Annotated in this window: 21 protein-coding genes and 1 tRNA gene; 12 read left to right on the forward strand and 10 right to left on the reverse strand. The window is 44.3% G+C overall.

What is annotated here, in order from left to right; all coding sequences use genetic code 11:
• Positions 1-145: 145 nt before the first annotated feature.
• From MUK70_RS28945 to MUK70_RS28955, 3 genes are all read left to right on the forward strand, one after another.
• Entirely contained in the window at positions 146-691 is a 546-nt protein-coding gene (locus MUK70_RS28945) for a nuclear transport factor 2 family protein (protein WP_234657890.1), read from the forward strand.
• 93 nt (positions 692-784) lie between these two features.
• Complete coding sequence (locus tag MUK70_RS28950; RefSeq protein WP_234657892.1) at positions 785-2,023, forward strand: NupC/NupG family nucleoside CNT transporter; 1,239 nt, start codon at positions 785-787, stop codon at positions 2,021-2,023.
• An 85-nt stretch (positions 2,024-2,108) separates the two neighbouring features.
• The gene (locus tag MUK70_RS28955) at positions 2,109-3,032 is read left to right on the forward strand and encodes a YihY/virulence factor BrkB family protein (RefSeq protein ID WP_234657894.1); all 924 of its coding nucleotides are present in this window, start codon (positions 2,109-2,111) and stop codon (positions 3,030-3,032) included.
• Positions 3,033-3,036: 4 nt separating this feature from the next.
• Here MUK70_RS28955 and sppA read toward each other — a convergent pair whose 3' ends face one another.
• Entirely contained in the window at positions 3,037-4,803 is a 1,767-nt protein-coding gene (gene sppA, locus MUK70_RS28960) for a signal peptide peptidase SppA (RefSeq protein WP_234657896.1), read from the reverse strand.
• 193 nt (positions 4,804-4,996) lie between these two features.
• Between sppA and MUK70_RS28965 the strand changes: the two genes are divergently transcribed.
• On the forward strand, positions 4,997-5,503 hold the full coding sequence (locus MUK70_RS28965; RefSeq protein ID WP_234603848.1) for a SixA phosphatase family protein: 507 nt from the start codon (positions 4,997-4,999) through the stop codon (positions 5,501-5,503).
• 1 nt (position 5,504) lies between these two features.
• Positions 5,505-5,708 carry a hypothetical protein gene (locus MUK70_RS28970; protein ID WP_234603846.1) on the forward strand — a complete coding sequence of 68 codons (204 nt, stop codon included), beginning with the start codon at positions 5,505-5,507 and terminating at the stop codon, positions 5,706-5,708.
• Here the strand turns inward: MUK70_RS28970 and xerD are convergent, their stop codons facing one another.
• A complete protein-coding gene (gene xerD / locus MUK70_RS28975; protein ID WP_234657898.1) occupies positions 5,709-6,605 on the reverse strand; it encodes a site-specific tyrosine recombinase XerD in 897 nt (298 codons plus the stop codon).
• Between the two features lie 35 nt (positions 6,606-6,640).
• Here xerD and aroQ point away from each other — a divergent pair, with 35 nt between their 5' ends.
• Complete coding sequence (aroQ, locus tag MUK70_RS28980) at positions 6,641-7,057, forward strand: type II 3-dehydroquinate dehydratase (protein ID WP_234657899.1); 417 nt, start codon at positions 6,641-6,643, stop codon at positions 7,055-7,057.
• Between the two features lie 170 nt (positions 7,058-7,227).
• Here the strand turns inward: aroQ and MUK70_RS28985 are convergent, their stop codons facing one another.
• Entirely contained in the window at positions 7,228-9,717 is a 2,490-nt protein-coding gene (locus MUK70_RS28985; protein WP_234657900.1) for a M14 family zinc carboxypeptidase, read from the reverse strand.
• 257 nt (positions 9,718-9,974) lie between these two features.
• On the opposite strand from MUK70_RS28985, the gene MUK70_RS28990 reads away from it, so the two are divergent.
• A tRNA-Glu gene (locus MUK70_RS28990) sits at positions 9,975-10,046 on the forward strand.
• A gap of 96 nt (positions 10,047-10,142) precedes the next feature.
• On the forward strand, positions 10,143-10,850 hold the full coding sequence (locus MUK70_RS28995) for an AAA family ATPase (protein WP_234657901.1): 708 nt from the start codon (positions 10,143-10,145) through the stop codon (positions 10,848-10,850).
• Here MUK70_RS28995 and MUK70_RS29000 read toward each other — a convergent pair.
• Positions 10,831-11,097, reverse strand: coding sequence for a hypothetical protein (locus tag MUK70_RS29000; RefSeq protein ID WP_234603836.1), 267 nt, complete (start codon positions 11,095-11,097; stop codon positions 10,831-10,833). The two genes, MUK70_RS28995 and MUK70_RS29000, sit on opposite strands and share 20 nt — an antisense overlap.
• A 104-nt stretch (positions 11,098-11,201) precedes the next feature.
• On the opposite strand from MUK70_RS29000, the gene MUK70_RS29005 reads away from it, so the two are divergent.
• Entirely contained in the window at positions 11,202-11,552 is a 351-nt protein-coding gene (locus MUK70_RS29005; protein ID WP_234657902.1) for a helix-turn-helix domain-containing protein, read from the forward strand.
• A 47-nt stretch (positions 11,553-11,599) separates the two neighbouring features.
• Here the strand turns inward: MUK70_RS29005 and MUK70_RS29010 are convergent, their stop codons facing one another.
• The 5 genes from MUK70_RS29010 to MUK70_RS29030 all read right to left on the reverse strand — a co-directional run bounded on the left by MUK70_RS29010 (position 11,600) and on the right by MUK70_RS29030 (position 14,544).
• Positions 11,600-12,028, reverse strand: a complete 429-nt coding sequence (locus MUK70_RS29010) for a hypothetical protein (protein ID WP_234603831.1) — start codon at positions 12,026-12,028, stop codon at positions 11,600-11,602.
• An 11-nt stretch (positions 12,029-12,039) separates the two neighbouring features.
• Positions 12,040-12,222 (reverse strand): type II toxin-antitoxin system HicA family toxin, encoded by a 183-nt coding sequence (locus MUK70_RS29015; protein ID WP_234657903.1) that lies wholly within the window; start codon positions 12,220-12,222, stop codon positions 12,040-12,042.
• Positions 12,223-12,540: 318 nt separating this feature from the next.
• Entirely contained in the window at positions 12,541-13,074 is a 534-nt protein-coding gene (locus MUK70_RS29020) for a hypothetical protein (RefSeq protein ID WP_234657904.1), read from the reverse strand.
• A gap of 89 nt (positions 13,075-13,163) precedes the next feature.
• On the reverse strand, positions 13,164-13,355 hold the full coding sequence (locus MUK70_RS29025) for a hypothetical protein (RefSeq protein WP_234657905.1): 192 nt from the start codon (positions 13,353-13,355) through the stop codon (positions 13,164-13,166).
• 82 nt (positions 13,356-13,437) lie between these two features.
• Positions 13,438-14,544 (reverse strand): MBL fold metallo-hydrolase, encoded by a 1,107-nt coding sequence (locus MUK70_RS29030; RefSeq protein WP_234657906.1) that lies wholly within the window; start codon positions 14,542-14,544, stop codon positions 13,438-13,440.
• 133 nt (positions 14,545-14,677) lie between these two features.
• Here MUK70_RS29030 and MUK70_RS29035 point away from each other — a divergent pair, with 133 nt between their 5' ends.
• On the forward strand, positions 14,678-16,552 hold the full coding sequence (locus MUK70_RS29035; RefSeq protein ID WP_234657907.1) for a CocE/NonD family hydrolase: 1,875 nt from the start codon (positions 14,678-14,680) through the stop codon (positions 16,550-16,552).
• 31 nt (positions 16,553-16,583) lie between these two features.
• Complete coding sequence (locus tag MUK70_RS29040; RefSeq protein ID WP_234657908.1) at positions 16,584-17,369, forward strand: ThuA domain-containing protein; 786 nt, start codon at positions 16,584-16,586, stop codon at positions 17,367-17,369.
• A gap of 39 nt (positions 17,370-17,408) precedes the next feature.
• On the opposite strand, the gene MUK70_RS29045 is transcribed toward MUK70_RS29040, so the two are convergent.
• On the reverse strand, positions 17,409-18,809 hold the full coding sequence (locus tag MUK70_RS29045; RefSeq protein WP_234657909.1) for a purple acid phosphatase family protein: 1,401 nt from the start codon (positions 18,807-18,809) through the stop codon (positions 17,409-17,411).
• 260 nt (positions 18,810-19,069) lie between these two features.
• Between MUK70_RS29045 and MUK70_RS29050 the strand changes: the two genes are divergently transcribed.
• A complete protein-coding gene (locus MUK70_RS29050; RefSeq protein WP_234657911.1) occupies positions 19,070-21,268 on the forward strand; it encodes a B12-binding domain-containing radical SAM protein in 2,199 nt (732 codons plus the stop codon).
• Positions 21,269-21,270: the final 2 nt, after the last annotated feature.

The following is a 21,270-nucleotide window of genomic DNA, read 5'->3' on the forward strand; positions in this document are numbered from 1 at the left end:
TGACTATTCATATACTTTTCTGTGCTAAAATGCGTAATAAGGTGGTGTAATGTGCTGTAAACAGGTAGTACTACGCTATTTTATTAATTTTTTACATTGAATATTTGTATTACGATTCTAAGTAAGAATTAAAAGTTTATTAGCCATGAAAAGAAATATTTCAGTTTTTATCCTACTCATCCTCCTCGCATCTTCATTTAAATACAGGTCCAAAACCCGGGAGGTAAATTCACCGGCGGCTCCTGCCAGAGAAAGTTTCGTTTCCAATGTCAATTTGCCAATTACAACATTTGATGAGACGGTCGTAATAATGCAGCAGGGAAACCGGGAATTTGCGCAGGGGAATACAGAAAATTATAAATCACTTTGGTCTCGTTCAGAAGATGTGACCAATTTTTGCGGTCTTAATAGTGAAGAATCCAAAGGCTGGAAGGAAGTGGAGGCAAGTCTGGATGTATTTAGCAAGAAGATCACCGGTAAAAAAAGTTACACCCTGGAAAAAATCGCCAGCCACGCCGGTCCTGATCAAGGTTATGTGCTTCAAAAAGAACATTATACGCTGGCAAATGGCCAAAATCTCGATTTGCATGTGACGATCGTTTTCCGCCGAGAGAACAAGCAATGGAAAATCGTACATCGCCATTCCGATGAGTTGGCAATGTCCGTGGGACCGGCCATTGCAGTGAAATAGGTCACGATGCGTTCCCATATTTTATTCAATTCGTAGCTTCCAATTAATTTGTTGTTATTTTGCACCTTTTGGCAAAGGGCGACTTAACAATTTATGGAAAGATTTACGGGACTACTGGGTATTATATTGATCCTGGGCATCGCCTTTGCGATGTCGAATAACAGAAAAGCTATCAATTACCGGACAGTAGGCGTGGGGCTGGCACTTCAATTTGGTCTGGCAGTTTTTATTCTGCGCACGGAAACAGGCCAGGCTATTTTCCAATGGTTGGGCGATAAAGTTCAAAAATTACTTTCGTTCTCCGACCGCGGCGCAGATTTTGTGTTCGGAACATTAGTAAGGCCGGACTTGATGCAACGCGCATTTGGTCCCGGCAATGACTTCGTATTTTTCTTCAAGGTAATTCCGACAATTATTTTCGTCGCCGTTTTGGTGAATATGCTCTACCATTTGGGCATTATGCAGCGCGTTGTATCCCTTATTGCCCGTGGTGTTTATTGGCTCATGGGTGTGAGTGGGGCGGAAGCACTTTCCAATGTCGCGAGCACATTCGTAGGTCAGGTGGAGGCGCAGATCATGATCAAGCCTTATCTTAAAAACATGACGAACTCGGAGCTGATGGCTTCGATGACGGGCAGTTTTGCTTGCATAGCTGGTGGCGTAATGGCCGTTTACATTTCGCTGGGCGTTCCCGCTCCCTATCTTATTGCTGCGAGTTTGATGGCCGCGCCGGGCGCATTGGTCATTTCAAAAATTGTTTATCCCGAAACTGAACAATCCAGTACTAAAGGCACTGTCAAACTGGAAATTCAGAAAACGCACGCCAACTTGCTGGATGCAATTGCGGCGGGAGCAGGTGAAGGCTTAAAGGTTGGTTTCAATGTTATTGCCATGCTAATCGGCTTCATCGCATTGGTTGCGTTGCTGGATTATTTGCTTGGCTTGATAGGCGGCCTGTTCGCGTTTCCGCAATTAAGCTTCAACTTTCTTTTGGGCAAAGTATTTTCAGTTTTTGCCTGGGCAATGGGCGTTCCGGGGAAGGATATAGAGGCCGCCGGCTCCTTAATGGGGACAAAAATGGTGATAAACGAATTCGTAGCCTATCTGGATCTTGTAAAAATGAAGGACACGCTCGACCACAAAACCATTGTAATTACCAGTTTTGCGCTTTGTGGATTTGCTAATTTTAGCTCCATCGCTATCCAGGTTGGTGGCATCGGCGAGCTGGCTCCGTCCCGGCGCGCTGACCTTGCGCGATTGGGTTTCAAAGCGCTCATTTGTGGAACGCTGGCATCCTACATGTCGGCAACGCTTGCTGGATTGCTGCTGTAACAGGCGAAAACGGCTTGCATTGGCATGGATATTTGTCTAACAACTTGATGTGATCGCCCACAGGCATTGTTTAGATAACATAGATATGAAAAACGTAAAGCTGTATTTTTCCATAATTAAGGAGAGTTTTAATGAGTTTATGAACGATAATGGACTGAAACTCAGTGCGGCATTATCATATTATACCATCTTTTCCCTGGCTCCGATGTTGCTGGTTATCATCTCGGTTTTCAGCATTTTTTTTGGTAAAGATGCTATTCAGGGTGAGCTATTTGGCCAAATCAGAGGTTTGGTAGGCGCGAACGCAGCGCTTCAGTTGCAGGAAATCCTGAAAAATGCAGAGCTTTCAAATAAGTCAGGGCTTGCTGCCGCAATTGGAATCGGAACCTTGTTGATCGGTGCGACCGGAGTTTTTGCAGAAATGCAGGATTCAATCAATTATATCTGGTCTATCAAATCGAAGCCTAAAAAAGGCTGGTTGCAATATCTGAAAAACAGGCTGACTTCCTTTTCTCTCATCTTAACGTTAGGGTTTTTGCTGGTCGTTTCCCTTGGCGCCAGTGCCCTTGTGGACGTGCTTAGTAATCAGCTAACAAGATATTTTTCAGAAGCCTCTGTGGTGATCTTCTACATTGTTAATCTCGCACTCGTTTTAACCATTATTACCGCATTATTTACGGTCATATTTAAAGTGCTGCCCGATGGTGACCTGCGCTGGAAAGAATGTATCGTCGGCGCGGCATTTACCGCCATTATGTTCCTGATTGGCAAATTTGTGATCAGTTTTTATTTAGGCCAATCAGATCTGGGAGCTGCTTATGGGACTTCAGCATCCATTGTTATTTTACTGACATGGATTTATTATTCTTCCATAATCCTCTATTTCGGGGCAGAGTTTACCAAAGTTTACGCCAGGCAGGATGGCATTGGCATCGCGCCAAACAAGCATGCTGTGCTGGTTGTACGGAAAGAGATCGACGAGAAAACCGGGAAACTATTAGTGGATTAATTGCTTAGCGGATGACCAGTTCGAACGGCATTCTTGTTTGCATTCCGCCCATATTGGTGAGTTTCTTATACATCTTGACGTAAGGAGCAAGATCGCCTAGCGCTTTCGTTGTTGCCTTTTCTTCGTTGTCGCCCATAATTTTGGTGACCAGTTCGTCAAAAGGCTTTTTCTTTTCAGGGTAGTAACGAACCCTGTAATCGCCTTCATTAAGCTTCGCGGCTTTTGCGGCTAGTTTGACGGCATCATCAACGCCACCCAGAACATCCACAAGTCCATGTTCCTTGGCTTCAACGCCAGACCAAACACGACCCTGTGCAAGGCTTTTTAGTTTTTCAACGGACATCTTTCTACCCGCAGCTGCTTTCCTGGTAAAGGTCTCATAGCCTTCATTAACGCCTTTCTGGATCATCGATTTCTCAAACTCCGTCATTTCCCGGGTTGCGGTAGGCCAGTCGGCATGCGGACTGGTTCCTACGCCATCGAATGTGATCCCGAGCTTGTTATTCATGAAGTCGGTTACGTTAAAAATCAGGCCAAAAATCCCAATCGAGCCTGTAATGGTGTTGGGCTGTGCAACAATTTTGTCACAACCCATCGCCATATAGTAGCCGCCGGAAGCTGCCACATCCGACATTGAAGCAATAACCGGCTTCTTCTTAGCGGTAAGCTGAATTTCACGCCACATGACATCGGACGCCAGGGCACTTCCGCCAGGGGAGTTAATGCGGATCACAATGGCTTTGATTTTATCATTATCCCGGATTTCTTTCAGCTCTTTTACAAATTTCTCCGAACCGATATTTCCATCACCACCTTCGCCGCTCGTAATTTCTCCTTCCGCCACCAAAACACCAATTCTTTTATTGAAATCGCCATCGTCAGATCTTTTGCCGCCTTTCAGATATTTGTCCACACCTACATAAGCGATTTTCTTTTTTTCTTCAACTTTCAGATTTCTTTTCAGATAAGCTTCCAATTCGTCCTGATAACCAAGATCGGTTATGAACTTATGTTGCAATGCTGACTTTGGATTGTCAACCGCTAGTGAATCTGCGAGTCCTTTTAATTCGGCAACAGGAATGTTGCGGGAAGCGGAAATATTTTTGAGAAAGTTACCATTAATAGCGCCGATCAGCTCAGACGACTGTTTTTTGCTTGCCTCACTCATATCCTGGCGGGAGAACATTTCTATTGCACTTTTGAACTCACCAACACGAAAAACCAAGGGTTTGATTTCCAGCTTATCGAATGTGCCTTTGAAGAAACTATATTCGGCTGAAAGCCCATTCCACTCGATTCCGCCAGCTGGATTAAGGTAAATTTTATCGGCTAACGAAGCAATGTAATAGCCTTTTTCAGAGTAAGATTCGCCGTAAGTGACGATGAATTTTTTTGATTTTTTGAATTCCAAAAGCTGATTGCGGATTTCTTCCAAAGTTGCCCAGCCTGCTTCCGGTCCTTCTGTTTTGAGGTAAATCCCTTTGATGTTATCATCTTTCTGTGCGCGTTTGAGCGCCTCGATAATGTCTTTTAATCCAACAGCATTTTCGTCGCCGCCAAATGGCCCGCCTATTTCAGCAAAAGGATTTTCGACGCCCACTTCCTGGATTGGCTTGTTGAGATCCAGTTTAAGAACGGATTTCTCCTCGATTACAACCTCTTCCTCGGAGGAAAACATAGATCCGATGCCGGCAAGAATGAAAATGGAAACGAAGAGGAAGATGATTATGCCGACGAAAGTGGCCAGGACATATTTAAGAAATTGTAACATGTTATGCTGTATAATGGGTTTTATTTCATAGGTATGTAAGAAACAAAAATACGGATTAATTGTCGCGGATTGTAGAATAATTAATGTCGAAAGGTCGTTTCAGGACACTAAGTGGCAAAAAAATCCGGCTAATTTTCGTCGGACTGCCAAGTGTTTAAATGAGAGGAATCTGTAATTTTGAAAAAAATAGCAAATGAAAAAGACCCTTATTCTCGTACGCCATGCAACCGCCGAGGACCAAACTCTTCTGACAAAAGATTTTGACAGAAAACTGAACAGTAAGGGGTTGGCCGAGGCTGCTGTAATGGGAGAATGGATGCGCGAAATGGATATCAAACCAGATATTTTTGTTACGAGTCCTGCTTCACGCGCTTATGAAACGGCCGTTATCACCGCTGGAAAGCTAGGCGTTGACGTTGGATCGCTGGTTTCCAATGCGGATATCTATGATGGCGGTCCGGAGGCTTATCTCGCTGCGGTTAATACAGTGCCTGAAACTTATTCCAAACTTGCGCTTTTCGGGCATAACCCGGATATCACCTATTTTGCTGAATACATTTCTGGTGCGAGTATCGGTTCGATGAAGAAGGGAAGCGTTGCTATTATTGAATTTGAAAATTTCAAATGGGAGGAAATTTCTGCTAAAACAGGAAATCTTGCTTTATATAAAACGCCCAAGCAGGTGCGGGACGTTGATTAGAATGGAAAAACAAAACAAAAGCCGCAGCGTATTTATCGTTGTAACCATCCTGTTTATTGCGTTGTTCGCTTACATTTCATATGATATGTCGAGCCGCACAACTGCTCCGTGGAACAAGCCTAAGCAATTGAATCGCGCCTTGCCGGGCGCCACGCCGGATGCAGATTCCCTTTTACTGGATTCGCTTTTAGAAGAAGTGAAATAATCAACCTCTTGGGTGAAATTCGGTAATGACCTGCCGAAGATAATCGCGATCCAAATGTGTATAGATCTCTGTGGTTGTAATCGACTCATGTCCAAGCATTTCCTGCACTGCGCGTAAGCTCGCGCCGCCCTCAATCAAATGTGTCGCAAACGAATGCCGGAATGTATGCGGGCTTACTGTTTTATGAATCCCCGCTTTTTCCACAATGTCCTTGATCATTAAGAAGATCATTACACGGGAAAGCTGTCCGCCTCTTCGGTTTAAAAAAACAATGTCTTCTGCGTCCTTGGCCGCTGCAATTTCACTCCGAACGTGCTCCAGGTAAATCTGAGTGTATTTGATCGCTTCCTTGCCAATCGGCACGAGTCGAACTTTGTCCCCTTTTCCCAAAATCCGCAGAAAACCAATATCAAAATAACAATGTGTTAACTGTAAGCCGGTTAGCTCTGAAACGCGCAATCCTGAACTGTACAAAACCTCTATAATTGCCCTATTTCGCGTTCCTTCCGGTGTGGAGTGGTCAATGGCTGAAAGCATGGTTTCAATTTCCTCATAAGAAAGCACATCAGGCAGTTTCCGGGGCAGGCGGGGAGATTCCAGGAGCTCGGTAGGATCTTCTGTGATCTCATTTTCCAGCAATAAATATTTAAAAAAAGCCTTAATCCCCGAAAGCATCCGCGCTTGCGAATGTGCGGCGAGACCGAGCTCCGACAAATATTTCAAAAAACCCGTCAGGTGTTCTTCATTCATCTTTGCAGGTGGCAAGTCTATTTTCGCCAGCTCCAAATATTCTTCCAGCTTTTCAACATCCCGAACGTAAGCTTCCACAGAATTGCCCGATAAGGAGCGTTCCAGCCGAAGATAATTTTTGAAATGTTTGATGTAGCTTTGCCACATATAAATCTAATGAACGGTTAATCTGATTGTATAGCATGAAAAAGATCCTGATCCTCAATGGCCCCAATTTGAATTTGTTAGGCAAACGTGAACCCGGCGTTTACGGAAACCAGTCATTCGAGGATTATTTTGAAACGCTGAAAAGTCTTTTTCAAGACATTGAACTGCATTACTTCCAATCCAATCACGAAGGCGCAATAATTGATAAAATCCACGAAGTGGGCTTTACATTCGACGGCATTGTGATCAACGCAGGCGGTTACACACACACATCCATCGCCCTGGCTGACGCACTTTCCGCCGTAACCACACCAGCCGTAGAAGTCCACATTTCCAATATTCACGCCAGAGAATCCTTCCGTCACCATAGTTATCTTACGTCGCGTTGTAAGGGGATGATTTGCGGGCTCGGGCTTGGAGGATATGAGCTGGCGGTTCGATATTTTGAATGATTGAATGACTGAATGACTGAATGATTGAATGAGTGAATGAGTGAATATTTTTAATGTTGAATGATTGCATGACAGAATGATTGAATATTTTAATGATTAAATCTTCAATCATTCCCATTCAATCGCTCCTGCTTATTAGTCTATTAAATTATCATTCAGTCATTCACTCATTATCTAAACACCGCGTTGCTAAACAGAATCTTGCCATTATAGAGCATGGCGCGGAAGACGGGGTCGTCCATGAGGTAGACGACTTGGCCGCGGCCCATTTCCTGGACTCCCATTATTAATGTGTTTTTGAGTTTTCCGGTTATTTTGTTGCCTACAAATCCGGCTTTGTAACCTGTTTCCCCTAAGTAACCTACGTTCCAGCCGTCTTTGAGGAAATCCATTTCGTAGGTGTCGCGCACGAGGGTGAAATATTCTTTGCCGCAGCCAAATGAAAGCGGATGCGTTGTGTCCATTGTTACCTGGAACATGCTTCCCGGTGAAGAATCGCCTGCGTCTTCGCGTTCCTGGTCGCCGAACTTTTTGAATGTGTCGGAGTCCTTCTTTCGGTCTGTGATTTTTTTGGTCAAATTAAATCCGGGTTTTCCTGCAAATGCATCCGTCGCGCGTTCCATAGCGATCAGTTTTCCACCGTTGCGGATCCAGTTTTGCAATGCTTCCAGATTTTTATCTCCTATAATGTCTGAGTATTTGCCATCAGGCAGGATCAGAACGTCGATTTCGTTCCAGGGCAAAGACGAAAGCCGCGAACCGCTTACCATGGTTGCCGGATAGCCGATTTGTTGTTCAAAAAAGTGCCAAACCGCGCCCACAGATGTTGGGTTGACGCCATCTCCGGTTACTACAACCACTTTGTGCGTTTTTAATGTTGCAATGTAATCACTGCCAAAATCGGCGCCGTTGCTCACGTAACCTGTGTTAACCGATGTGAGTTTTACAAAATGTTTGGTTGCTATGGAAGTAACAAGTTTGTCGAAGGCCAGATTTTCATTGCCCTTTTTTGGGATAATCAATGTTCCCGCTTCATAGGAAGCCTTATTCATTTCGAACGGAATGTTTGAGCTTTTGACCAAAACACCATTTTTTAAAAGTTCTGCAAGAAATGCTGCATGCTCCACCTCAGACCATTGCGCTAAATAAGCATAAGGAGACGTGGCCGGAATCGGATTCTCAATTTTCTCTTTTTGATATGTTGCTGGCGTTAATTTTTCCTTCAAACCATAAGCTTTCAAACCATACAAATAAGCAAGTCCCCAGCTCGTCACATCGTACGTTACCGAATCTTCCAGCACCGGTTTCGGCTCAAACAGAATCCTTAAAAGATTAGATTTCGGCTGATATGCGCTGATTAGCAGGTCATTATTTTCAACTTTTACCGACTGTTCAGTTAATGTTGTCAGTTCTGTTCCTTTTGTGGAAGCCGATTTGCCTGCAATGCCGTAAACAAAACCCTGACGGTCCATCCAATCGCTGAATGAGCGAATGCGTTCTTCATTGCCTTTTGACTTCACAATGTAGGTTTTGAAAGCACCGGCAGGCGCGTTTGCTGCGTCGTCATGGAATTTGATAAATTCAGAAACAATGCGCTCTTTTTGCGAAAGCACCGCCTCCAATGTCGCCAAACTCGTCGCATAATGATGCGAAATGCGGCTCACAAGCGTCAATGTGTCGTGCTCGTCTTTGCGCTCGATGCCCAGGCCAGCCCTTCCGCCTCCGCCTTGCTCATACGTGACACCCACTGCTCCGTTGGCCGTGGGCCAGGTGTCGCCGTAGCTTGGATAAAAAAGGTCGTAATTGTAGCGCGTGAAATACGCCCAGTTGTTTTTGTCAAAATATTTTCGGCAATATTCTCCGATCAGATCATTGAACTGGCGCTGCCAGGCCGTAACATCCTTATGAAAAGGGCGGGCAGCTGGTGGGAAATAGTAACTTCTGCTATGGCCCATTTCGTGGAAATCAGCATGGAAATGCGGCATCCACTGATTGTAAAGTGCAATTCTTTCTTTGGTTTCCTTTTGTGTTTGCCAGGCCCAATCGCGGTTAAGGTCAAATAAATAATGGTTAAAACGTCCGCCCGGCCATGGCTCGTCATGCTCCAATGCGAACGGCGTAACGTCCGGAGTGGCATTTTGCACACGGTTATACCACTGCGTATAGCGCTCATAGCCATCCGGATTGATACAAGGATCGATCATAACGACCATGTTTTTCAGGAAGTCCTGCGTCAGCACATTTTGCTTGTTCAGCAGCTCATAAACCACTTTCATGCTCGTATTGGCCGAAACCGATTCATTTCCATGCACATTGTAACTCATCCAAACAATCGGCGGCGTGGCAGCATCTGGTTTGCCGTCGAGCAACTTGATGCTTTTCAAATGATTCGTACGGATCTTTTCAAGATTCGCAATGTTCTCAGGCGAAGAAATAAACGCAACCACGAGCGGCCGCCCTTCATTGGTGCTTCCATATTGCACAAGCTTAACGCGATCTGCATTCTGCGATTGCAGTAACTTGATATAATCTATGATTTGGGAATGGTAAGCAAATTTGGAGCCGAGCGGATAGCCGAGGAATTCGTCCGGCGTTTTGTTTTGGGCAATGGTAAAATGAGAAAGCAGGAAAAATAGGGAATAGGAGATATATCGCATCATAGTATTATGGACTGGGTAAAAAACGCCAAAGTCCAAAATTAGAAAGTTAGCTCAATTTAATGTTATCGGCGGTTGAATAAAAAAACTTTCAGATTGAAGGTTCTGGAAATGAGGCAGGTGCGAAATACTTTTATTTTATTTCAAGTGTAAGTTTGGAATTTAAAAACCAGCCGTGCATCTTTGCACCACGATTTCGGAAAACGGAAACGAAAAGTGAAAGAAAGTGCTTAAAAAACGCGCGAAGTAGGAGACCAGTCGGCCCATTCGTCTAGCGGTTAGGACACGACCCTTTCACGGTTGAAACAGGGGTTCGATTCCCCTATGGGTCACATAACCGCGCGAAATGCGCTTTCAGAAACTACAAAAACCGCTTTTTTAAAGCGGTTTTTTTGTTGTCCTTTACCTTCACACATGATGTTGCGATTATGCCATTCTTGACCAACGCCATCACAACCGATCTTGGCGACCCATCCGAATATCCATTCAACATCCCAGTCCTGGCCAATGGCCTGGACCTGGAATTCGATTCCAATGTAACGTTCTTCGTCGGCGAAAATGGCTCCGGAAAATCAACAATCCTGGAAGCGATAGCAATCAAATGTGGCTTCAATCCAGCCGGAGGAAATCAAAATCACTCCTACGAATTTTACGAAACCGAATCAAACCTTGCAAACTTTTTGAGGCTTTCCTGGCGACCAAAACGAATCACCAACGGCTTTTTCATGCGGGCGGAAAGCTTCTTCAATTTCGCTACTTATGTTGATGCAAATGATCTTTCGGACGCATATGGAGGCAAATCACTCCATGCGCAATCGCATGGCGAGGCATTTTTATCATTGTTTTTAAATAAATTTAATCGGGGTATTTATCTGCTCGATGAGCCCGAAGCAGCGCTTTCGCCACAACGGCAGCTTGCATTCATGTCGATCATTAACAGTTTAGAACGTGCCGGCAATGCACAATTCATCATAGCAACACATTCTCCAATCCTCTTAACCTATCCCGGCGCGGTAATTTTCGACTTCGACAAGTCGCCTGTTGAAGAAATAAAATACACAGAAACAAACCATTATCAGCTCACCAAAAGCTTATTGGATGATCCTGAGCGGTATTTTAAAAATTTATTTGATTAATCCCCGCAATTTCCTCCAAAGCCAAAGTCACACATTCAATCCGGTCAACATCACCACGTCTAGGATCTGAAAGGGCTTGTGCAACAGACCGCATGTAAGCCTCGCCAGTTCTCGTATCAAAAAACGGATCATGTTTGGCAAGCTTGTCCCTCCATTTCGGGCCAGCCATCTCCTTGGCTTTGCGAAAACGAATGAGTAATCGTTGCTTAATAGGCATTGCCGGTTGGCGCTTCGTAGTTGTTTCCATTTGTATAATATGTGTAATTTGCAGTAGACAGATTGTGTTTTACAAATATAACTCATTTTGATTTATATCAAATCATTTTAAGTTTAAATGATTCGTTATTTTGAATGTTTAAAATAATTAGAGTTAAAAAGTTGCGGGAAAATCTAAATCTAAGCGAAACTCAGTTCGCAAAGAGGATTGGTGTTTCGCAAGCGACTTATAACAGGCTTGAAAAGGGGAATGGTAACTTTACAGCAGATGCAGTCGGTCAAATCGTCAAAATTTTTGAAGTTAGCCCGTATTGGCTGCTGCTTGGTGAAGGAGGAGAAGAACCGGTTTTTATAAAGCAACCAAATCCAACTGATCAAATAACCATTACCAAAGACGAGTTTATCGAATTGCAGCGGAAGGCTTTAAGGCAGGAAGATCGGATTCGCGAGTTGGAGAAGCAGGTTGAGGAGTTGCGGAAGGGTTAAATTTTATCTTTATACTTGCGATAATAGTCAGCACTAGTAAATTCACTTCATCGAGCATAGATGTGAACATTAGAAAGCTGTTGTGCGAGTTGCTTCACGGCATTTTCAATTTTCTCGGCTTGTTTTGCTGATGGATGCTTTTTCCCCGTTGCATATTGCCTGACAAGGCTGCCGTTTAAGCCGGATAATTCGGCAATTTTGGTCATTTTCAAAAAATCAAATTCAATGAAAAATGCTGTAAGATCAAATTCTATGAAAAATTCATAGCTTTTCGGATCAAGATCATGGAAATCTAGCAGCAGATTTGCCATTTGTTTTTGCAACTGCTCAATAGAATCAGCTTCATCTACAATTAAATTATCCTCGTATTCAACTCGACCCCAAAGAGAACCTTCTTCTCCTTCGACGATCAATTTGATTATTGATTTGTCTACATCAGGTTGAGAGCTATTTTCAATATTTTTCTTGCTTTTCATATAACGTTTTATCATTTCAGCCCAGCCTTTTTTAATATGCTGTGCTGTGTTGCTGGTTTGAGATCTCCACTATGCATTGGAATTGTTATTTTCCCTTCTTTAAAAGGGTGGATCAATTGCAAATGACTTCCTTTCTGCATCTTTTCATACCAACCGTCATGTTTAAGCAATTTGAGAGCTTCTTTGGCAGTCATCAGAAATTATTATAGTGTGTTAATAATTTTAAAGTAACAAAAATGTTACTTTATTTGCAAATGTACATTCTTGATTTACTAGTATGAAGCTGATAGTTATTATTGAGAAAGGTGATAACGAGCTGTGGGGACGCATTGAAAACATTCAGGCTACTTGCCGGTAACCAGCGGCAGAACATTGGAGGAGATTAGCATTAATCTTAAAGATTTGTTGGAAGACTTTATTGAGAATGAAGGGCAGAATCACCAGGAATGGCGACATGTCAAAGCTTGCGATTTTAAATTTGAATTTGTGGAATAGTACCTCAATAAACTATGTTAATCCACCTCTTCCGGATCAAACAAATCAACCAGCAACTCAGCATTTCTAACGCATAAGTGGATGTGATCGTGCTCGCGAAATGCGCTGCCTGGGTAGACGGGGAAACCTTCTTGAAAAGGAGCGCGAACGGTGTCGTAGAAAAGACTCGGCTCGTTATCGCCTACAAGTATCATTGCGTGTTCAATAACGACCCTATCAAGATATCTTAAAACATTATCATCAGGATTCCCTTTTGCCTTGGGATGCGGTCTATTCACAGGAATTGCAGCATCCGAGTTTATCAAGTCCTTACAGAGATCAGCATAGGCAATTCTCAAAATCTCTTTTGCGGAAGAGTTGGATATATCAAAACAATGTCCCAACTGAATTTTTGCGCCTATAACTGCTGCGCGTTTTCCGTGCATTTCCTCGGCCCAACTTTGAGCTCGCTGTATATCGTTCTCCCAAAAATAAACGCCAGACCCTAACCAATCATAACGATTAGCACTTTTTTCAAACTTAGTTAGTCCGTAAAGAATTTTATTTTTCACGTCTATGTGACAGCCGTGAAAACCGTAGACAGTTACGTCACAGTAATGAAATGGATGCATTCAACTTAGTGTGTGTTACAGGCTTAAATTCAAGCTTTATTTTTCTCCCAGTCATCAGGAATGCCGCCGCGATAATGTTCAGCAACCTCCCCATTTTCATCGAGATAACCGAGTTTCTTTAAACGGTCAATAGACGCTTGCCGAGGATCAGTAGAGTTATTTATTTCTTCCCGTTTTGCCGCCACATACGCCCTAACCTTATCAACAAGTTCCTGATTCATAGTTACAAGTGTTTTGTATAGAATCCCAATTTCAAAACTTCCCGACACATTCGCAATTCCAATGTCCCTCCGGTAACTCCCGCTAATTTTCCGGCTGCAACGCCACATGCTTCCACCAATCGGTAAACACATTCTCTCCCTTCAAATTGACCTTCTGCCCGATCATGGGCGTAACCAGCGGCATGTTTTGCTTCCTGGCTTCGAGAGTGGCTCTTTGGATGGGTTCGTTCCAGTCGTGGAGGGCAAGGGAGAATTTGGACCAGTGGACAGGCATCAGTTTGGTGGCTTTTAGCTCGCGCGCGGCGGTGACGGTTTCTTCGGGCATCATGTGGATGTATTTCCAGGCTTCGTTATATTGGCCGCATTCCAGGATCGCGAGGTCGAACGGGCCGAATTTGTCTCCGATTCTTTTGAAATGCTGGTCATAACCCGAGTCGCCGCCAATGAAAACTTTCATGGTCGGGGTTTGTAGCACGAATGAAACCCAAAGTGCCTTATTGCGACTAAGGCCGCGACCGGAAAAATGCCTTCCCGGCGTTATATCGACCCGAAATCCGTCACCAAGATCCGCTCCCTGGTTCCAATCTTTTTCAATCAGCATGTTTTTGTTATAACCCCAATGTTCAAAATGCTCGCCGGTGCCGAGGCCGGTTATCACTTTCTTAACTTTTGATTTCAGCTTTAAAATCGTCGTGTAATCCAAATGGTCCCAGTGATCGTGCGAAATCATAAGATAATCAATGGCCGGAAAATCTTCTACGGCATAAACATCGGAGCCCTTGAAACTGGGCGTCGTGAAGTGGACGGGAGAAGCGCTGCCGCTAAAAACAGGATCGACGAGGAATGTTTTGCCATCCATCTGCAAGAAATAGGATGAATGTCCAAACCAGACTAAAACGTTCTCACTGGGGTCTAAATGCAATAAATCAGTCTTTTGCGATGGAATGGTTGCTCCGGGAATGTTGTATTTGCTTTTACCAAAAAAGAATTTAACGAGCACTTTTGAATAACTGTGGCCCTCTGCCAAATCTGGCGTATAACTCTCATTCTGAAATTTGCCGTCTTTGTAGTTCGGTGAATTTTTAATCAATTCCAATCTTTCGCCGGAAGGTTGTCGGCCAAACTGTGGGCGCTGCAAAAAAATGTAACCGGCCATGACAAGCAAAGCCAGCAAAATAAATAATATCATAAGGGATTTTCTAATAATTCGGATCATTGAAAAACGTGTAGGGCAAATATTAGGGAAGGTAAAAAGTTTTAGGTTTGACAAACACTTTCTTCTGTATTTTTGGCCAATATAATTTTATCACTAACAACCAGCCATGAATAAACGTTTGCTATTGCTCTATTTGCTGCTTTCAACCTGCATTTGTCAGGCTCAAAACATGGCGGCGCCCGACACCAACTGGGTGAGGGAAAATTACATTAAAACGGAGCAATACATCACGATGCGCGATGGCGTGAAGCTTTTTACTGCCATTTATTCCCCCAAAGATTCGTCTCAAACTTATCCGATCCTCATGCAGCGGACGCCTTATTCAGTGCGGCCTTATGGAGTCAATAAATATCGCCGTAGCCTGGGGCCAAATCCTTATCTGATGCGGGAAAAGTACATTTTCGTTTATCAGGACGCGCGCGGTCGTTATAAAAGTGAGGGAAATTTCAGGGAAATGACGCCGGCGATTGACAAGAAGACGAGTATTAAAGATGTCGATGAGTCGCGCGACACTTATGACACGATTGAATGGCTTTTGAAAAACACAAAAAACAATGGTAAGGTCGGTCAATCCGGCATTTCCTTTCCCGGATTTTATTCTTCTGCGGCATTGCCAGATGCACATCCGGCGTTGAAAGCTGTTTCGCCGCAAGCGCCAATGTCCGATGAATTTATCGGTGACGACTGTTATCACAATGGAGCCTTTTTTTTGATGGATAACTTTGGTTTTTACAGTGGCTTCGACGGCCCAAAAAGTGCTAATGGAGAGAATTATGAACCGTTTTTCAAAGCTGAATTTAAAGATACTTACAAATATTTCCTGGATTTCGGCCCTCTGAAAAAAGCCAATACAGACGCTTATTTTTCTGATCCCAACAGCATTTGGCGGCAGACCGTGGCGCATCCGGTTTATGATGAATTTTGGGAAAGCAGGAATATAAAAAAGCATTTGAAAAACATAAAACCTGCCGTGCTGGTCGTTGGCGGGTGGTTTGATGCAGAGGATTTATATGGTGCTTTGAAAACTTATGCAGCGATCGAGAAGCAGACGCCAGGAAATAATAATCGGCTCGTAATGGGACCGTGGACGCATGGAGGCTGGGCTGCGCCACAATGGAAGTCGTTTGCGCAATATCATTTTGGCGGCGATTTGAACAAATATTTTCAAGAGGAAATCGAGACGAAATTTTTTAATTTTTATCTCAAAGGAAAAGGAAGTTTTGATCAGCCGGAAGTGACGGTTTACGAAACGGGCTCTAATCAATGGAAAAATTACGATGTCTGGCCGCCGAAAAATAGTCGGCCGACCCCTTATTATTTGAATGCAAATGGCACATTATCAACTTCTAAGCCTGCTGCGAAATCTGGTGAAACCGCTTACGAAAGCGATCCGGCAAACCCGGTTCCTTACACGAGCGTAACCGGCGGTCATAGGAACAATGCTTATATGGCCGAAGACCAGAGTTTTGCTTCGAAACGGCCGGATGTGCTTAGTTTTCAGACGGATTCTTTGACGGCCGATGTGACATTAACGGGTGAGATCATTGCCAATTTGCTGGTTTCTACGACCGGTTCTGACGCGGATTTTATTGTAAAAGTCATTGATGTCTGGCCTGCTAACACCTCGGTTCCGGGCGCAAAAGATGGTGATAAGCCGGTGGATATGAACGGTTATCAGCAAATGGTGCGGGCAGAAGTGTTGCGTGGGAAATTTCGGAACAGCTTTTCAAAACCTGAGCCATTTAAAAAAGATAAAGTGGAAAAAGTAACTGTTAAGCTCAATGAAACCGCCCACACATTCAAAAAAGGACATCGCATTATGGTGCAGATTCAAAGCAGCTGGTTTCCATTGGTAGACAGGAACCCACAGAAGTTTCTGAATATTTTTGAAGCCAATGAAGCGGATTTTCAGAAATCAAAAATTACGATTCACCACAATGCACAATACAGCAGCAGCATAACATTACCCGTCCTGAAATAGGGACGGTTTTATTCCTAAACACCTTAAAATCATGGATACTTTCGCCGGGAAACTTCCCGCTTTTCTGCTTGCGTGCTTACTTTTCTGCGTCTGCACAGCTGCATTTGGGCAAAATAAAAAACCACAATTCAGGGTTTTGGCGATGGCTGAACCGGGCGGCCACCACATTGAATATTCGAAAAGGGCCAGAATTTGGCTGGATTCATTGGCAGCAAAGGAGAATTTTTCCATTGATTACATTGATAAAACAGACCCGATTAGTGAAGCATATCTGGCTAATTATCAGCTCATTATTCAGCTCGATTATGTTCCTTATGCCTGGAAACCGGAAGCATCAGCGGCATTTGAAAAATATATCAATGAAGGCAAAGGCGGCTGGATTGGCTTTCACCATGCCACATTACTGGGCGAATTTGACGGCTACAAGATCTGGCCTTGGTTTGCGGATTTCATGGGCGGAATTCGCTACAAAAATTACATCGCCGACTTTGCCGCCGCCACCGTGAAAGTGGAGGAGAGCGATCATCCCGTGATGAAGGGTGTTCCCGCGACATTTTTGGTGAAAAAAGAGGAATGGTATATCTATGACAAAAGCCCGCGGCCCAATGTAGACGTCTTGGCGAGCGTTGATGAATCCACTTATTCGCCTGATTCCGAGGTGAAAATGGGCGACCATCCTGTCATTTGGTTGAATCCGAAAATGAAAGCGAAGAACATTTACATTTTCATGGGACACTCGCCGGTTCTGTTTGAAAATGATGTTTATAAGACCATTTTCAAGAATGCTATTTTTTGGGCTGTTAAGAACGAATTGTAAGACTTTCCAAGTCTTCAAGACTTGGGAAGTCTGGTTGCCTCACTTCAAACCTTTACGCTTTTTATACTCCTGAAAACGCTCATTGTAATGCTTTAAATCAGCCTCTTTAAATGTTTTCAAATAACGGTCCGGCAGTTCCAGTCGCTCCTTCATTTGCAAGGTTCCTTCGAGTTCAACCAGCGTATTTTTGCCCTTATCATCTTTATTAAGCTCGAACGAATCGTACAAATCGCCGCTCACTGTAAATGCTTTAAATGCCAATTTACTCGAATCAATGGTGATCACCTGATACAATTGCGTGTTGGAAGCCGCGCGGTCCATCCAATCCTGCAAACCAATGTCATACATTTTAGGCCCGCTTACCGAAACGACGTAAATCGGCCCGTCGGGCGTTTGCCGGCTTTCTCCTGTTGGCATATTTAAGCCCCGACCGTAACTGTGATCGTGACCTTGCAGCACGATATCCACATTGTATTTCTTGTAAAGCGGCTCCATTTTCCTGCGCCAGCGATCATTGCTGCGACCTTGCTTTGTGGAATAAACCGGGTGATGATGCACGACGACGGTCCAACGATTTGGATTCGTTTTTACAACTTCTTCAAACCAATCTGCCTGGCGGTTCATTGCCCCAATGCTGTTATCAGCTTCTTCAGAATTTAAGAAGATGAATCTATTATTTTGATAATCAATGTAGTAAGCCGTTTCAATCATTCCGTCCGGGCCATTTTCCGGCAATGCAAATTGCGGGCGCCAGTGCTGGGAGACTTTCAGATCATTGTCTGTGTCTTTAAAATATTCATGGTTACCGGGAGTTGAAAGGTTCGGGATCATTCCGTTAATCCAGCCACCCGCCTCAAACCATTCGCCCCATTCGTGATCTGCGTTGGAACGGTTGATCAAATCCCCCGCATGGATCATGAAATCGGCTTTGGGCAATGTTGCGTAAGCGCCGCGAATCGCCCGTGACCAAAGCGAGCGTATTTCCGTTTGCGCATCCCCAAAATAAAGAAAAGACACGGGCTCATTTTTATCCGAAGCCGTCGTAAAATGAAACCATTCACTCCAATTTTCTCCATTCCCAACGCGATAAACATATTGGGTCGAAGGCTTCAAATCCGTGAAATTCACTTCATGATAATGCACCAGCTTTCCATCCAGCTTAACCGCCTGCGTCAATGCATTCACAATCTTGGCATTAGGCACAAAATCGGGCGAAGGGTCGGCCTCATGAATGGCTGCAATTCCTTTTGTGACAGTGGAATCGGTTCGCCAGTTTACGGCCTGCGAAGTCGCCGGAGCACCTTTATAACCAAGTATAACGCGGTCAGGGAATGGGGATGGTGGATATATTTTACTTGATTGAGCGAAAAGCGAAGCGCTGTTAATTACAAGAAGTAATGATGTTAATGTTAAAAAGAAGCCGGGAAAAGCAGCACGCATATTAAAATTGAATGGTTGAGACATTTAAAATACTGGATACGAACAGAATCGGGCTATTATGGTCTGATTGCACGCGGCAACATAGAGATTTATTTTGATCAAGATATTGTTGAAATAAAACGTCTGAAAGAATGTTCATAAGGGGTTGCGCCAATGCTGGCCGAACTTACGGAAACTATCAGGGATGCGCAACAAATCCGACAGGTGCGATTTTTCTTTTCCAGTCGTACCTTTACACTGTTTAATAACTTGAAGTCACCTTGCAGCAGAAAACGCTTTTTGTCACGCCGCCATTTACTCAGCTTAATACGCCTTATCCGGCTACGGCTTATCTAAAAGGGTTTTTGAACACTTTGGGTAGGGAGTCGTATCAGGCGGATTTAGGGATTGATGTGATTTTGGAGTTGTTTTCTTCGGAGGGTTTACGGACACTTTTTGCGCAGCTTGACGCGTCTGACATTGCGCTTTCGGAAAATAGTTTTCGCATTTATTCGCTCAAAGACGAATACATTTCAACCATTGACCCGGTTATCCGTTTTCTTAAAAACCAGAATCCAACATTAGCGCACAGTATTTGCGACCGGAGTTATTTGCCGGAAGCGAGCCGTTTCCAGCAATTGGAGGATATGGACTGGGCTTTTGGGACGATGGGAATTCATGACAAGGCTCGGCATTTCGCAACATTGTATCTTGAAGATCTGGGCGACTTGGTCCAGGAGGCTGTTGATCCGCATTTTGGTTTCAGCCGTTATGCTGAGCGATTAGGCAGGTCTGCGACGAGTTTTGATGAGATGGAAGCTGCATTACAAGCGCCTGATACGCTGTTGTCTAAGACATTAACGGATGTTTTGGAACAGAAACTACAAAAATACCATCCTGATATCGTCTGCATTTCAGTTCCTTTTCCCGGAAATCTTTACGGCGGTTTCAAATGTGGACAGCATCTGAAAAAGCATTATCCCAACATTAAAATCGTCATGGGCGGCGGCTTTCCAAATACGGAATTACGCACATTGAAGGAGCCCCGCGTTTTTAATTACATTGATTTTATTTGTCTGGATGACGGTGAAGCGCCCTTGCTTTCCCTGTTGGAATATCTCGACGGGGAAAGGGAAATTACGCAGCTCAAACGTGTCTATTCACGTGTGGATGGTGCAGTAATTTATCACAATGGCGCCAGGGAAAAGGATGTGCCGCAGCGTGATACGGGCACGCCGGATTACAGCGATTTACCCTTGCATGACTACTTGTCGGTGATTGAAATTGTTAATCCCATGCACAGGCTTTGGAGTGACGGCCGCTGGAATAAATTGACGCTAGCGCATGGCTGTTACTGGGGCAAATGCTCGTTTTGTGACATTTCGCTGGATTATATCAGACGTTACGAGCCGATGACGGCGTCATTGCTTTGTGATCGCATTGAAGAAATCATTGCACAAACGCAACAGAACGGCTTTCATTTTGTGGATGAAGCCGCGCCGCCGGCGTTGCTCAGGGATTTGGCACTTGAAATAATCAGAAGGAAGCTCACGGTCGTTTGGTGGACTAACATTCGTTTTGAAAAAAACTTCACGCATGACCTTTGCCTGCTATTGAAAGCTTCCGGTTGCATTGCCATTTCGGGAGGTTTGGAAGTGGCTTCTGACCGGCTTTTGGAACGCATGAAAAAAGGCGTGACGGTTGCGCAGGTTGCGCGCGTCGCGGATGCATTCACGCAGGCGGGCATCATGGTGCATGCGTATTTAATGTATGGTTTTCCGACACAAACAGCCCAGGAAACGATTGATTCGCTGGAAATGGTGCGGCAATTGTTTCAGGCTGGCATTGTGCAATCGGGGTTTTGGCATCGGTTTGCGATGACGGCGCATAGTCCGGTTGGTTTACATCCCGAGGAGTTTGATGTGATGCGGATTGGACCTCATGGCGGGGACTTTGCTAATAATGATCTGGAACATGGCGATCCTTCCGGCGCGAACCACGACTTGTTTGCTGAGGGTTTACGGAAGTCGCTTTTCAATTACATGCACGGCGTTTGTCTTGACTTTCCGCATTCCAGATGGTTTGATTTCAAAGTGCCACCGACTTCCATTCCGCCCAATTACATTGAAAAGAGCATTAGTAAGCTGCCTGAGCTGGCACACAGGCCGAATGCGGTTGTGACCTGGCTCGGGAGCTTGCCGGAAATGTCTGTTTTTGAGGAGAAAAAAGGCAAAAAGGTTTACGAAATCGCGGAACTGGTTTTTTATAATAAGAAAAAGGAGTGGGCAATAGAAACCGATGTAGCTGTGGGGGAGTGGCTTGTGGAGGTTATGCCTAAGTTGCTGTCTTCCAATGTAGAAGCTTGCCCTTTGGAGAAATTGAAAAATGATTTCGAAGCCGCCGGATTGGGCAGCTTCGAGAACTTTATGACTTCTATGACCTGGACTCAGCTCAAAGCAGGCGGAATGCTCATTTTGTAAAC

The organism is Dyadobacter chenwenxiniae (assembly GCF_022869785.1).
Taxonomy (GTDB): Bacteria; Bacteroidota; Bacteroidia; order Cytophagales; family Spirosomataceae; genus Dyadobacter; species Dyadobacter chenwenxiniae.

Bases quoted from the DNA above. Each gene is read 5' to 3' on its own strand.
- MUK70_RS28945 (WP_234657890.1), top strand. From the start codon at position 146: ATGAAAAGAAATATTTCAGTTTTTATCCTACTCATCCTCCTCGCATCT.
- MUK70_RS28950 (WP_234657892.1), top strand. From the start codon at position 785: ATGGAAAGATTTACGGGACTACTGGGTATTATATTGATCCTGGGCATC.
- MUK70_RS28955 (WP_234657894.1), top strand. From the start codon at position 2,109: ATGAAAAACGTAAAGCTGTATTTTTCCATAATTAAGGAGAGTTTTAAT.
- sppA (WP_234657896.1), bottom strand. From the start codon at position 4,803: ATGTTACAATTTCTTAAATATGTCCTGGCCACTTTCGTCGGCATAATC.
- MUK70_RS28965 (WP_234603848.1), top strand. From the start codon at position 4,997: ATGAAAAAGACCCTTATTCTCGTACGCCATGCAACCGCCGAGGACCAA.
- MUK70_RS28970 (WP_234603846.1), top strand. From the start codon at position 5,505: ATGGAAAAACAAAACAAAAGCCGCAGCGTATTTATCGTTGTAACCATC.
- xerD (WP_234657898.1), bottom strand. From the start codon at position 6,605: ATGTGGCAAAGCTACATCAAACATTTCAAAAATTATCTTCGGCTGGAA.
- aroQ (WP_234657899.1), top strand. From the start codon at position 6,641: ATGAAAAAGATCCTGATCCTCAATGGCCCCAATTTGAATTTGTTAGGC.
- MUK70_RS28985 (WP_234657900.1), bottom strand. From the start codon at position 9,717: ATGATGCGATATATCTCCTATTCCCTATTTTTCCTGCTTTCTCATTTT.
- MUK70_RS28995 (WP_234657901.1), top strand. From the start codon at position 10,143: ATGCCATTCTTGACCAACGCCATCACAACCGATCTTGGCGACCCATCC.
- MUK70_RS29000 (WP_234603836.1), bottom strand. From the start codon at position 11,097: ATGGAAACAACTACGAAGCGCCAACCGGCAATGCCTATTAAGCAACGA.
- MUK70_RS29005 (WP_234657902.1), top strand. From the start codon at position 11,202: ATGTTTAAAATAATTAGAGTTAAAAAGTTGCGGGAAAATCTAAATCTA.
- MUK70_RS29010 (WP_234603831.1), bottom strand. From the start codon at position 12,028: ATGAAAAGCAAGAAAAATATTGAAAATAGCTCTCAACCTGATGTAGAC.
- MUK70_RS29015 (WP_234657903.1), bottom strand. From the start codon at position 12,222: ATGACTGCCAAAGAAGCTCTCAAATTGCTTAAACATGACGGTTGGTAT.
- MUK70_RS29025 (WP_234657905.1), bottom strand. From the start codon at position 13,355: ATGAATCAGGAACTTGTTGATAAGGTTAGGGCGTATGTGGCGGCAAAA.
- MUK70_RS29030 (WP_234657906.1), bottom strand. From the start codon at position 14,544: ATGATATTATTTATTTTGCTGGCTTTGCTTGTCATGGCCGGTTACATT.
- MUK70_RS29035 (WP_234657907.1), top strand. From the start codon at position 14,678: ATGAATAAACGTTTGCTATTGCTCTATTTGCTGCTTTCAACCTGCATT.
- MUK70_RS29040 (WP_234657908.1), top strand. From the start codon at position 16,584: ATGGATACTTTCGCCGGGAAACTTCCCGCTTTTCTGCTTGCGTGCTTA.
- MUK70_RS29045 (WP_234657909.1), bottom strand. From the start codon at position 18,809: ATGCGTGCTGCTTTTCCCGGCTTCTTTTTAACATTAACATCATTACTT.